The sequence below is a fragment of the Amycolatopsis sp. 195334CR genome (assembly GCF_017309385.1).
Taxonomy (GTDB): Bacteria; Actinomycetota; Actinomycetes; order Mycobacteriales; family Pseudonocardiaceae; genus Amycolatopsis.
Genome location: NZ_JAFJMJ010000002.1, coordinates 462,582 through 475,047, shown reverse-complemented (window position 1 = coordinate 475,047; position 12,466 = coordinate 462,582). Strand labels below are relative to the sequence as shown.

Annotated in this window: 11 protein-coding genes; 9 read left to right on the top strand and 2 right to left on the bottom strand. The window is 72.3% G+C overall.

Annotated features, from left to right (window positions below; all coding sequences use genetic code 11):
• Nucleotides 1–22 precede the first annotated feature (22 nt).
• Genes JYK18_RS25015 through JYK18_RS25005 form a run of 3 tightly spaced genes read left to right on the top strand, consistent with a single transcriptional unit; the run spans nt 23 to nt 4,301 of the window.
• Nucleotides 23–919 (top strand): alpha/beta hydrolase, encoded by an 897-nt coding sequence (locus JYK18_RS25015; protein WP_206808105.1) that lies wholly within the window; start codon nt 23–25, stop codon nt 917–919.
• A complete protein-coding gene (locus tag JYK18_RS25010; protein ID WP_206805515.1) occupies nt 919–2,574 on the top strand; it encodes an ABC transporter ATP-binding protein in 1,656 nt (551 codons plus the stop codon). The genes JYK18_RS25015 and JYK18_RS25010 overlap by 1 nt, the downstream gene beginning before the upstream one ends.
• A complete protein-coding gene (locus tag JYK18_RS25005; RefSeq protein WP_206805513.1) occupies nt 2,571–4,301 on the top strand; it encodes an ABC transporter ATP-binding protein in 1,731 nt (576 codons plus the stop codon). The genes JYK18_RS25010 and JYK18_RS25005 overlap by 4 nt, the downstream gene beginning before the upstream one ends.
• Here JYK18_RS25005 and JYK18_RS25000 read toward each other — a convergent pair.
• Complete coding sequence (locus JYK18_RS25000; protein ID WP_206805511.1) at nt 4,238–5,095, bottom strand: S41 family peptidase; 858 nt, start codon at nt 5,093–5,095, stop codon at nt 4,238–4,240. The two genes, JYK18_RS25005 and JYK18_RS25000, sit on opposite strands and share 64 nt — an antisense overlap.
• 56 nt (nt 5,096–5,151) lie before the next feature.
• Between JYK18_RS25000 and JYK18_RS24995 the strand changes: the two genes are divergently transcribed.
• The 3 genes from JYK18_RS24995 to JYK18_RS24985 are packed head-to-tail and all read left to right on the top strand — an operon-like array spanning nt 5,152 to nt 7,093.
• Nucleotides 5,152–5,634 carry a transcriptional regulator gene (locus tag JYK18_RS24995; RefSeq protein WP_206805509.1) on the top strand — a complete coding sequence of 161 codons (483 nt, stop codon included), beginning with the start codon at nt 5,152–5,154 and terminating at the stop codon, nt 5,632–5,634.
• Nucleotides 5,635–5,666: 32 nt separating this feature from the next.
• Nucleotides 5,667–6,350, top strand: a complete 684-nt coding sequence (locus JYK18_RS24990) for a TetR/AcrR family transcriptional regulator (RefSeq protein WP_206805507.1) — start codon at nt 5,667–5,669, stop codon at nt 6,348–6,350.
• A complete protein-coding gene (locus JYK18_RS24985; protein ID WP_206805505.1) occupies nt 6,347–7,093 on the top strand; it encodes an SDR family oxidoreductase in 747 nt (248 codons plus the stop codon). Before JYK18_RS24990 ends, JYK18_RS24985 begins: the two co-directional genes overlap by 4 nt.
• 5 nt (nt 7,094–7,098) lie before the next feature.
• On the opposite strand, the gene JYK18_RS24980 is transcribed toward JYK18_RS24985, so the two are convergent.
• A complete protein-coding gene (locus tag JYK18_RS24980; protein WP_206805503.1) occupies nt 7,099–7,377 on the bottom strand; it encodes a hypothetical protein in 279 nt (92 codons plus the stop codon).
• A gap of 139 nt (nt 7,378–7,516) precedes the next feature.
• Between JYK18_RS24980 and JYK18_RS24975 the strand changes: the two genes are divergently transcribed.
• The 3 genes from JYK18_RS24975 to JYK18_RS24965 are packed head-to-tail and all read left to right on the top strand — an operon-like array spanning nt 7,517 to nt 12,443.
• Complete coding sequence (locus JYK18_RS24975) at nt 7,517–8,197, top strand: TetR/AcrR family transcriptional regulator (RefSeq protein WP_206805501.1); 681 nt, start codon at nt 7,517–7,519, stop codon at nt 8,195–8,197.
• A complete protein-coding gene (locus JYK18_RS24970) occupies nt 8,197–10,704 on the top strand; it encodes an ABC transporter ATP-binding protein/permease (RefSeq protein WP_206805499.1) in 2,508 nt (835 codons plus the stop codon). The genes JYK18_RS24975 and JYK18_RS24970 overlap by 1 nt, the downstream gene beginning before the upstream one ends.
• Entirely contained in the window at nt 10,701–12,443 is a 1,743-nt protein-coding gene (locus tag JYK18_RS24965) for an ABC transporter ATP-binding protein (RefSeq protein WP_206805489.1), read from the top strand. Before JYK18_RS24970 ends, JYK18_RS24965 begins: the two co-directional genes overlap by 4 nt.
• Nucleotides 12,444–12,466: the final 23 nt, after the last annotated feature.

The following is a 12,466-nucleotide window of genomic DNA, read 5'->3' as shown; positions in this document are numbered from 1 at the left end:
CACCCCGGGCAGGCTGACCGTCATGGATCCCGAACTCGAAGCCTTCATCCCGCTCTTCCCGCCGGCCAACCTGAACGACCCGGCCGTCGACCGCAAGAACTTCGCCGATCTCGCCACCTCCGTGCCCCAGCCGGACACCAGCGGCATGACCGTCGAGGACCACCTGGTGCCCGGTGAGCCGGACGTGCCGGTGCGCGTCTACCGCCCGCACGAGGCGCAGGGCGCCCTGGTCTGGCTGCACGGCGGTGGCTGGGTGATGGGCACGCTGGACACCGAGCACCCCTGGGCGGCCCGGCTCGCCGAAGCCGCCGGCGTCGTGGTGGTCTCGGTGGGGTACCGCCTGGCCCCGGAGAACCCGTTCCCGGCCGCGCTCGACGACAGCTACGCGGCACTGGCCTGGACGGCCGAGCACGCGGCCGAGTTCGGCGTCGACCCGGCCCGCGTCGCGGTCGGCGGGCACAGCGCCGGGGGCGGGCTCGCCGCCGGGGTGGCCCTGCGGGCCCGTGACGAACAGGGCCCGGCGATCCGGTTCCAGCTGCTCAACCAGCCGGGGCTGGACGACCGGCAGCAGTCGTGGTCGGCCCGCACCTTCACCGACACGCCCTGGGTCAACCGCGCGAAGGTGTCGTCCATGTGGGGCCACTACCTGAGCGGCCGGACCGCCACCCAGTACGCGGCCCCGGCGCGCGCCACCGACCTGTCCGGCCTGCCGCCGGCCTACGTCGCCAGCGCGGAGTTCTGCCCCAACCGCGACGAGAACATCGAGTACGCGCTGCGCCTGCTCCAGGCCGGGGTCTCGGTCGAACTGCACCAGTGGCCGGGCACCTTCCACGGGTCGCAGGCGATCATCACCGCCGACGTGTCGCAGCGCCAGATCGCCGAACTCGGCGGCGTGCTGCGCCGGGCGCTGGCGGACTGATGGACGGACTGCTCAGACCGCACGCCCGCGGCTTCACCGCGGTGGTGGTGCTCCAGGTCATCGGTGCCCTCGCGGGGTTGGCACCGCTGCTGGCGGTCGTCGAACTGGGCCGGGTGCTGCTGTCCCCGGGGCCCGCCGACCACGACCGGGTGTGGACCGTGGTGCTCGCGGGCGCGGCGGGGCTCCTGGTCCGCCTGCTGTTCACCGCCGCGTCCTCCGGCATCGGGCACGCGCTCGACGGCCGCGTGCAGCTGTCGTTCCGCCGCCGGCTGGCCGAGCATCTCGGCCGCGTGCCGATCGGCTGGTTCTCCCGGCGCCGGACCGGTGAGCTGGCGAAGGTGGTCGGCGAGGACGTGGGCGCGGTGCACCCGGTCATCGCCCACGCCCCCGGTGAACTCGTCGCCGCGTTCGTTGTGCCGCTGGTTTCGCTGGTCTACCTGGTCACCATCGACTGGCGGCTGACCCTGATCACGCTGATCCCGGTGGTGCTGGCGGTGGCCGCGGTCCCGCTGATGATGACCCCGGCGCGGCTGCGCGAGCAGGAGGAGTTCGACGCGGCCATGGGCCGGATCTCGAACTCGGTGGTCGAGTTCGTGCAGGGCATCGCGGTGGTCAAGGCGTTCGGCGGGGGCGACCGCGCACACCGCCGGTTCCGCACCGCGGCGGACGACTTCGTCGGCACCTTCAACCGGTGGGTGCACGGCATGTCGGTGCCCGCGGCCGGGATGCAACTGGCGCTGTCGCCACCGTTCGTGCTGCTGGTGGTGCTGATCGGGGGCGCGCTGCTGATCACCGGCGGCGGGCTGGCCCCGGCGGACCTGCTGCCGTTCCTGCTGCTCGGCCTCGGCCTGACCGCGCCGGTGGCGGCACTGGGCCACGGGTTCGACGACCTGCAGGCGGCCCGCCGCGCGATCGGCCGGATCCGGGAGGTGCTCGGCGTCGAACCGCTGCCCGAACCGGAGAAGCCGTTGGTACCGCAGGGGAACCGGGTGGAACTGTGTAACGTCCGGTTCGGTTACGACAGCGGGCACGAGGTACTGCGCGGGGTCGATCTGGTGCTCGAACCGGGCACGGTCACCGCGCTCACCGGGGCCTCCGGCAGCGGCAAGTCCACTTTGGTCCAACTGCTGCCCCGCTTCTTCGACCCCACCGGGGGTTCGGTCCGGATCGGTGGTGTGGACCTGCGTGAGATCAGCAGCCAGGAGCTGTACCGGCGGGTCTCGTTCGTCTTCCAGGACGTCCGCCTGCTGCGGGCGACGGTCGCCGAGAACATCGCGCTGGCGGTACCGCGGGCCGGGCTCGACGACGTGGTCCGCGCGGCCGAGCTGGCGAACATCCACGACCGGATCCTCGAACTGCCGCACGGCTACGAAACCGTGCTGGGGGAGGAAATCGGGCTCTCCGGTGGGGAGGCGCAGCGCATCTCGCTCGCCCGCGCCCTGCTCGCCGACGCGCCGGTACTGGTGCTCGACGAGGCGACCGCGTTCGCCGATCCGCAAACCGAACAGGCCGTCCGCCGGGCGCTGGCGACGCTGGCCGGCGAGCGCACGATCCTGGTCATCGCCCACCGGCAGGAGACCATCGCCGACGCCGACACGGTGGTGGCGCTGGAGAACGGCGTGCTGACCGAACGTCGACAGGAGGTGTCCCGATGATCCGGATGTTGTTGCGCGTACTGGGGAACGAGTACGCGCGGCCGGTGCGGCGCACGGTGGTGCTGATGACCGTGACGGCGGTGACCGAGGGCTTGTCGTACGCCCTGCTGGTCCCCGTGCTGAGCGCGCTCTTCGGGCCGGCGCCGGGAGACGCGTGGCCCTGGCTGCTCGGCTTCGGTGGCGCGGTCGCGGCCTACGCGGTCCTGCGTTACGCCAGCGACCTGTCCGGTTTCCGCGCCGGGACCACGTTGCTGCGGGGGATGTACCACCGCCTCGGCGACCACCTGGCCCGGCTGCCCATCGGCTGGTACAGCGCCGCACGGGTCGGCGAGGTCTCGGCCACGGCCAGCCACGGCGTGCTGGAGGCGATGGGCGTCATCGCGCACCTGTTGTCCCCCTTCATATCCGCCTGCGTGACCCCGTTGACCATCGTCGCCGTGCTGCTCGCCTACCACACCCCGCTGGGGCTGGCCGCGTTGCTCGCCGTGCCGCTGGTGGTGCTGGTCCAGGTCTGGGCGGGCCGCTCGATGGCCACCGCCGACACCGACCGCGCCGAACGCGACCACCAGGCCACCGGCCGGGTGATCGAGTACCTCCAGGCCCAGCCGGTGCTGCGGGCCGGCGGCCGGACCGCGGAACGCTTCGGCCTGCTCGACGACTCGTTGCACGAGGTCCAGCGCGCCACCCGCCGGTCGACGCTGACCGCGCTGCCCGGGGTGGTCGGCCTGGCGCTCGTGGTGCAGGCGGTGTTCACCGTCCTGCTGGTGCTCGGCGCACACCTCGCGCTCGGCGGGGACATCGGCGTCGCGGAGGTGCTGGCGATCCTCGTGCTGGCCGCCCGCTGCGCGGATCCGCTGCTGTCACTGGCCGACATCGGCGGAAAACTGCGCGGGGCCCGGTCGGTGCTGGCGAAACTCGACACGGTCCTGCGCACCGAACCGCTGCCGGAACCGCGTGAGCCGAAGCAGCCCGACCGCTACGACCTGGAGTTCGACTCGGTGTCGTTCCGGCACGGCGACCGCGTGGTGATGGACGAGGTGTCGTTGTCGGTGCCGTCGGGGCAGCGGCTCGCCGTCGTCGGGCCGTCGGGGGCGGGCAAGAGCACGCTGCTGCAACTGCTCGCCCGGTTCTACGACGTGGACGCGGGTGTGGTGCGGGTGGGCGGGCTGGACGTCCGCGACGTCCGCACCGAGGTGCTGATGTCGCGGATCGCCTTCGTCTTCCAGGACGTCTACCTCTTCGACGGCACGATCGAGGAGAACGTGCGACTCGGCCGTCCCGAAGCCACCGAGGCCGAGGTGCGGGCGGCGGCGAGCGCGGCCCGGCTGGACGAGGTGGTCGACCGGCTGCCCGGTGGCTGGGCGGCGAACGTCGGCGAGGGCGGCGCGCTGCTCTCGGGTGGCGAGCGCCAGCGCGTCTCGATCGCGCGGGCCCTGCTCAAGGACGCGCCGATCGTGCTGCTGGACGAGGTGACCTCCGCGCTGGACCCGGTGAACGAGGCCGCCGTGCACGACGGCGTCGAGCGGCTGATGGCCGGGCGGACCGTGGTGATGGTGGCGCACCGGCTGCGGACCGTCGAACGAGCCGACCGCGTCGTGTTCCTCGATCGCGGCCGGATCGTCGCGGAGGGCGGCCACGGCGAACTGCTCCGCCGCGGTGGCCGTTACGCCGACTTCTGGTCCAGTGCGCTGACCGCGCCCGCCAATGCCTCCTCGGCGGGGCACTGACGGTCGGGCACCACGCCGACCTGCTCCCAGTTGGTGCCGGTGACCGCGTTGACCGAGCGGGCGATCGGCAGGTGCAGTTCCAGCACGTCGGTCAGCGCGACCGCCTCGACCGGGTGCGCACCACCGCCCGTCACCTCTCCGACGACCTCCGCGCGCCCGAGCGCCTGCAGGTTGTACGCGAGTTCCTCGCAGCCGGAGAAGGTGGTGGCGCTGGTGAGCACCCGGATCGGGGCGTCGATCCGGGTGGCGGCGGGCGAGGTCCAGAACTGGCGCGGCGGTCCGTCGCGCTGTTCGAGGGTCTGGAGGTGCACGGCCTCACCGCCGAGCAGGTACCCGCAGATCAGTGCCACGGTCTCGGGGGTGCCGCCGCGCCCGTCACGCAGGTCGATCACCAGCGAGGTGGCCGAGGCGAGCAGGGTGAACGCGGCGCGGACGTACGGTTCGGCGAGGTGGACGGGTGACAGGTACGGGGCGATCCGCAGGTAGCCGACGCCGTCGCCGAGCAAGCGCACCTCGCGCATGCCACCGGCGTTGACCAGGGCTTCGGCAGCGTAGTGCGCTTCGTAGGCGGCGCTGTCGAAGCCCGTCGCCGCGCCCTCGGGTTTGTGGCGGACACGCAGGTGGCGGTCGTGGTTGGTGCGCTGGAGCCGCCGGGTCAGCACCTCGGCGGTCACTTCGGGGCCGAGCCCGGCGAGATCCAAGTCTTCCAGGTCTGCGGCGATCTTCGCGGCGTCGGGTTCGAGGACGTACCGCTCGCGCACCAGGGTCGCGAGTTCTTCGAGTAGGTCGGTCATGGCTCCAGTCAACGGGGGTGCTTGCGCAAGCGACAACTGTCCTTGACGCTTGATTCATGACCGAGGTCCTCCACGCCACCAGCCCGGCGCAGATGCGTGCCTTCGCCCACCCGACGCGGCACCGGATCTGGCGCGACATCGGCCCCGACGGCGCGACCATCAGCCAGCTGGCCCACCGGCTGAACATCAACAAGGGCAACATCGCGCACCACCTCGGTGTGCTCGTCGAGGCCGGATTGGTCCGAAAAGGACCGACGCGGACCGTGCGCGGCGGCACCGAGCAGTACTTCGTCAAGACCGCGCGCCGGGTCAAGTTCGCGCCCGGGGAGAACGGGGAGGCCACCAAGGCGATGCTGGGCACCATCGCCGACGAGATCCCCGACGACGACCGATCGCTGCTGGTCCACCGGGTGCTCCGGCTGACCGCCACGCAGGCCCGCGCCCTGCACGAGCACCTCGAAAAGCTGGTCAACGACCTGCCGAACGCCCCGCGTGAAGCCGAGTACGGGGTGCTGGTCGGCCTCTACCGGCGAGGTTGACAACGTCACCGTGACGCTGTCACTCTCGTCTCGTGGCAGGCAGGCGAGTACGGGCGAACCCCGGTGAAGGGCCGCGGCTGCGGGAGGAGATCCTGCAGGTGGCCGAGCGGATGCTGGTCGAGGCGGGTACCGAGGACGCGCTGACCCTGCGCGCGGTCGCCGAGCGCGCCGGGGTCACCACGCCGTCGGTGTACCGGCACTTCGGCAGCAAGGACCAGCTGGTCGAAGCGGTCTGCCTGCGGGCGTGGGACGGGCTGGGCAGCCGGATCCAGGAGGCGTGCGCGCGGCTGACGGACCCGTTCATCGCGCTGGGCCAATGTGGACGCGCCTACATCCGGTTCGCGCTCGACAACCCGGTGCAGTACAGCGTGCTGATGCTGCGCCGGGCCGACGAACTCTCCCCCGCGTCGAACGCCGGGTTCGCCTACATGGTGGAGGCGGTCGGCGCGTGCGTGGACAACGGCGTGTTGCGCGGAGACCCGCGCACGCTGGCGCTGGGACTGTGGTCGGCGATGCACGGCTGCGCGTCGCTGCTGATCACGCAGCCGTCGCTGCCGTGGCCCGACGATCTCGACGAGTTCGTCAACAACGTGGTCAGGATGGCCGGTCTCGGCGCGTCGGTGAGCACGCGGCTGGCGCGGACCACGGTGGCGCGCAGCACGGCGGTGGCCGAGGGCGCGGACCAGATGGCCGCGCGGATGAGGGGGCGGAAATGAGCTTGGCCGGACGGATCGCGCTGGTGACCGGGGGTTCCCGCGGAATCGGCGCGGAAACGGCACGGCTGCTGGGTGCCGCGGGTGCCGTCGTGTTCGTGAACTACCGGGAGAAGGCGCGGCGCGCGCGGAAGGTCGCCGACGAAATCACCGCGGCGGGCGGCACGGCGTGGCCGATCGGGGCGGACCTCACCGACCAGGGCGCGATCACCGCCATGGTCCAGGAGATCCGGGCCCGGAGCGGACGGCTGGACCTGCTGGTGCTCAACGCTTCCGGTGGCATGGAACGCGAGGCCGCCCCGGACTACGCCCTCCGCCTGAACCGCGACGCGCAGTTGTCCCTTGTGGACACTTCGAGGCCGCTGCTGGTGCCGCGGTCCCGGATCGTGTTCGTCACCAGCCACCAGGCGCACTTCCACGGCGTGCAGCCGGTTTACCAGGAGTACGAGCCGATCGCCGCGAGCAAGCGGGCCGGTGAAGACGCCCTGCGCGCGCGGATCCCGGCACTGGCCTCGCGCGGGATCAGCCTGGTGGTGGTCTCGGGCGACATGGTCGAGGGCACGATCACCCCCACCCTCCTGGACCGCGTCCACCCCGGCGCCATCGAAGACCGCCGCACCCGGGGCGGCGGCCTGCCCACGGTCAACGGCTTCGCCAGGGAGATCGTGACGGCGGCGGAGATGCCCGTGGTGAGCGGCCACACGGTGTACGTGGGCGGCGCCGACTTCCTACGCACGACGAAGTAGGCGGCTCAGCCGAACAGCAGGACGCTCCGCCAGCTCACCACCAGGAAGACCAGCGCGTCGAAGCACTTCCGCCGCCCGCGTGCCTGCACCGCCTCGCTGAGGACCCGGCCCGCGTCCACGCCCGGGGCGGGCGGCACCGGCCGGGTGGGCTCGACGAGGTACTCCTTGAGCGCGGCGTTCGCGTATCCGGCGTCCAGGTGGGTCGCCGCGCACAGATAACGCGTGGTGTCGTCCGGCCCGGTCCACTGCGCGACGGACGGTGGCCGGGTTCCGTGATGGGTCATGGGATTCCTTGCGATCTTGCCCTCGTGATCGAGGTGCGGGCGTATTCCTCCGCGGAATTCGCTGAGTCGTCCGCGGCCGGGCTTGCGCCGATGGTGAGGCTTGCCTAAGTTATGGGGGGTAACTTTGGGCAGGAGGCCGATGAGCACACGCGCAGGAGGACGACGACCGCTGGTTCACCGGGCGGACATCGTCGAGGTGGGGCGGGAGCTGGGGATGGCCCGGCTCTCCGTGAACGCGGTGGCGACCGCGCTCGGTGTGTCGGCGACGGCGCTCTACCGCCACGTCGAAGGCCGCTGGGAGCTGGAGAAGCTGGTCGGCGAGAGCATCCTCGCCGACCTCGAACTCCACGACGAACCCGACCACGACATCCCGCGGCACCTGTTGTCCTTCGCCGGGCAGCTCAGGGCCTTCGTCCGCGCGCATCCCGGCCTCGCCGCGTACCTGCAGGTGTTGTTCCCCCGGGGCGACGCCGGGGCCCGCCTGCTCGCGAGCGAGGTGGCCGCGCTCGAACGGCGCGGGTACACCACGGACGCGGCGATCGTGCTCAGCGGAGCCGTCGCCACGCTGGCGATCGGGTCGGCGGCCGCGGAGGAACGCGAGGCCGCCGCCGCCGAGAGCGCCGGGTACCTCGACCAGCGCAACGCCGTCATCTCACTGCTCACCAAGGACTTCGGTCCCGCGCATTCGACGCTGCCGGAGGTCAAGCCCGAGGACTTCTACCGGCTCCTGCTGACCGCCGCGATCCGCGGGCTCGTGTCGGTCGCGCCGCCGGGACGTCCACCGGCCGAGATCATCGCCGATCTGGGAGGCGAACTCTGATGGCACGCGGATTCCAGGGCGCGGTGCTGCGCGGCTTCGGCGCCCGCGACCACCAGGCGACCGTCACCGGGAAGCACACCCTCTCCCCCAACTTCCTCCGCATCCGACTGCATTCGGCCACGCTGTTCCAGGAAGCCGTCCCCGAACCCACCGCGTGGCTGCGCTTCTGGTTCCCCGACCCGGCGGGCTCGGCCACCGAGTTCCAGCGCGCCTACACCATTTCCGAGGCCGACGAGGAAACCGGGCACTTCGCGATCGACGTGGTGCTGCACGAACCGGCCGGGCCGGCCTCGCAGTGGGCGCGGCGGACCGAACCCGGCACCACGATCCCGGTGATGTCCTTGGGCTCCAAGGGTTTCTCCGTACCGGACCCGCTGCCCGCCGGCTACCTGCTGATCGGCGATCCGGCCTCGGTCCCGGCGATCAACGGCATTCTCGGCGCGGTACCGCCGGAGGTGCCGATCGAGCTGTACCTCGAACTGCACGAGGAAACCGATCGCGAACTACCGCTGGCCGAGCACCCCCGGCTGACCACGCACTGGGTGCCGCGCGGGGACGGGCGCGCGCTCGCCGCCGCGATCGAGGCCCGCGACTGGTCCGACTGGTACACTTGGGCCGCCGCCGAATCCACCTCGCTCAGGCACGTGCGCGCCCGGCTCAAGGACGAGTTCGGCTTCCCCAAGTCCGAAGTGCACGCCCAGGCGTACTGGATCCACGGCCGCGCCATGGGCAAGCTCCGCGAGGAGAAGCCCGCGGAGGAAACCACCCCAGCGGCACCGGCGGCGGCCAAGAAGGGCGCGTGGCGAGCCCAAGCCGCCGGGCGCCTGCTGGCCCCGCTCAAGCGCACCTTCCTGCTCGCCGGTGTGCTGCAGGCGCTCCTGACGCTGGTCCAGCTGGCACCGTTCGTGTTGCTGGTCGAACTGGCCCGCCTCCTGCTCGCCGGCGCGGACGCCACGGCCGTCGGCAGCTGGGCGGTCGCCCTGCTCGGCGCGGGTGCCCTGCTCGGGGCCGCGTTGCTGGTGTGGTTGCACGTGGTGGACGCGCGGTTCGAGCGCACCCTCCGCACCAGCCTGCTCGGCAAGCTCGCGCGGCTCCCGCTCGGCTGGTTCACCGCCCGCGGTTCGGGTGCGGTCAAGAAGCTCGTCCAGGACGACACGCTCTCGCTGCACTACCTCGTCACGCACGCGATCCCCGACGCGGTGGCCGCGGTCGTCGCCCCGGTGGCGGTCCTCGTTTATCTGTGCACAGTGGACTGGCGACTGGCGCTGGTCCTCTTCGTCCCGGTGCTGGTCTACCTGGTCAGCATGTCGATCATGATGATGCGGTCCGGTTCGAAGATCGGCCAGGCGCAGCGCTGGGCCGAGCGGATGAGCGGGGAGGCGGCCGCCTACCTGGACGGACAGCCGGTGATCCGGGTGTTCGGCGGTGCGGCGGCCTCGCCCTTCCGGCGGCGCCTCGACGAGTACCTCGCCTTCCTCGTCGGCTGGCAGCGGCCGTTCACCAGCACCAAGACCATGATGGACCTGGCCACCCGCCCGATGACCTTTCTCTGGCTGATCACCGCGGTCGGCACGCCGCTGGTCGTCTCGGGTGGCATGACCCCGGTCGCCCTGCTGCCGTTCCTGTTGCTGGGCACCACGTTCGGGGCACGGCTGCTGGGCATCGGGTACGGGCTCAGCGGGATCCGGGAGGGCCTCCTCGCCGCGCGGAACATCCAGGTGGCGCTGGACGAGCCGGAACTGGAGCAGCACGAAGGCACCGCGAACCCCGCCGCCGGGCACGTGGTGTTCGAGGAGGTGGGTTTCGGTTACCGGCCAGGGGTTCCGGTGATCCAGAACGTCAGCCTCACCCTCGAACCCGGCACGGTGACCGCGCTCGTCGGCCCCTCCGGTTCCGGCAAGTCGACGCTCGCCGCGCTCCTCGCCCGCTTCCACGACGTCGGCACCGGCGCGATCCGGTTGGACGGCCAGGACATCCGCGCGCTGACCCCGGACGAGTTGTACGCCAGGATCGGCTTTGTCTTCCAGGACGCCCAGCTCGTGCACGGCACGGTCCGCGAGAACATCGCGCTCGCCGTCCCCGACGCCACCATCGAGCAGGTGGTCGCCGCCGCCGAGGACGCGCAGATCCACGACCGGATCCTCAAGCTCCCCAACGGGTACGACACCGTCCTCGACTCCGGGCTCTCCGGCGGGGAACGGCAACGGCTCACCATCGCCAGGGCCATCCTCGCCGACGCCCCGGTGCTGATCCTCGACGAGGCGACCGCCTTCGCCGACCCCGAATCCGAATACCAGGTGCAGCGGGCGCTGAGCCGGCTGGCCCGCGACCGCACGGTGCTGGTCATCGCGCACCGCCTGCACACGATCACCGGCGCCGACCGGATCGTGGTGCTCGACCACGGCCGCGTCGCCGAATCCGGCACCCACGCCGAACTGCTCGCCGCCGGCGGGCGCTACCACCGGCTCTGGGAAACCCCGCGCGTGCTCGAAGGGACCGCCCGATGATCCGCACCATGCTCGGCCTCCTGCCGTGGGACCAGCGTCGCCGGGTGGTGACCTACGCCGGGTTCACCGTGGTTTCGGTGCTGCTGCGGGCCACCGGTGCCGTACTGCTGGTCCCGCTCGTCTCGGCGTTGTTCACCACCACCCCCGCGGACGCGGTGCCCTGGCTCGGCGCGCTCACCGCCGCCACGGTCGCCGGCTGGGCGGTGGATTCGGTGACCGCGCGGCTCGGCTTCGACCTCGGGTTCGCCGTGCTCGACCGCGGCCAGCGCGACCTCGCCGACCGGCTGACCGAGATCCGGCTGGACTGGTTCTCCGGCGCCAACACCGCGACCGCGCGGCAGGCGGTCGCCGCGACCGGGCCGGATCTGGTCGGGCTGGTGGTCAACCTGCTCACCCCGATGATCGGCGCGGTCCTGCTGCCCGCGGCCATCGCGCTGGCGCTGCTCCCGCTCTCGTGGCCGCTCGGTCTCGCCGCGCTCGCCGGCGTTCCGGTGCTGCTGGGCGCGTTGTGGGCGACCGGCCGCATCACCCGGCGCGCCGACGCGGCCGCCGCCGACGCCAACACCGAGCTGACCGAGCGGATCGTCGAGTTCGCCCGAACCCAGCAGGCGCTGCGCGCGGCCCGCCGGGTCGAACCCGCCCGCAGCAGCGCGGGTGCCGCGCTCGCCACCCAGCACGGCGCGACCCTGCGCCTGGTGCTGATGCAGATCCCCGGGCAGGTGCTGTTCAGCGTCGCCAGCCAGTTCGCGCTGATCGCGCTGGCGGGCACCACCACGCTGCTGACCGTGCGCGGCTCGCTGACCGCACCGGAGGCCATCGCGCTGATCGTGGTGATCGCCCGGTACCTGGAGCCGATCACCACGCTCGGCGACCTCGCCCCGGCACTGGAGACCATTCGCGGGACGCTCGACCGGATCCGCGCGGTACTGGCCGCCCCGGTGGTCCCGACCGGTGACGCGGTGGTCCGGACCGAGGACGCACCCCGCATCGAGTTCCGCCAGGTTTCCCTGCGGCTGGGCGAAACCCAGGTGCTCGACGGGCTCAGCTTCACCCTCGAACCCGGCACCACCACCGCGATCGTCGGCCCGTCGGGCGCGGGCAAGAGCACGATACTGGCGCTCATCGCCGGACTGCACCAGCCGAGCGGCGGTCAGGTGCTGATCGACGGGGTGGACGCCGCCACGCTCGACGCGGGCACCCGGCGCGCGCTCACCAGCGTGGTGTTCCAGCACCCGTACCTGTTCGACGGTTCGGTGCGGGACAACGTGCTCGCCGGGCACCCGGAGGCGGACGACGCGCAGTACGCGGCCGCGGTCGGCCCGGCCAGGGTCGGCGAGCTCACCCGGCGACTTCCCGCCGGGGACAACACGGTCGTCGGCGAGGCGGGCACGGCGTTGTCCGGTGGCGAGCGCCAGCGCGTCAGCATCGCCCGCGCGCTGTTGAAACCGGCGCCCGTCCTGCTCATCGACGAGGCCACCAGCGCGCTCGACACGGAGAACGAGGCCGCCGTGGTGCACGCGCTCGCCGATGACGCCCGCGCCCGCACGCGCGTCATCGTGGCCCACCGGCTGTCGAGCATCGCCCGCGCCGACCGGGTCCTGTTCCTGGAGCGCGGCCGGATCGTCGAAGACGGCACGGTCGACGGACTGCGCGCCTACGGCCACCGGTTCGCGGAGTTCTGGCGCCACCAGCACGACGCGGCGGGCTGGCAGGTGGCGCCACCCTTGGGTGCAAGCTGATCAGGAATCGAGAAGCGGGCCGG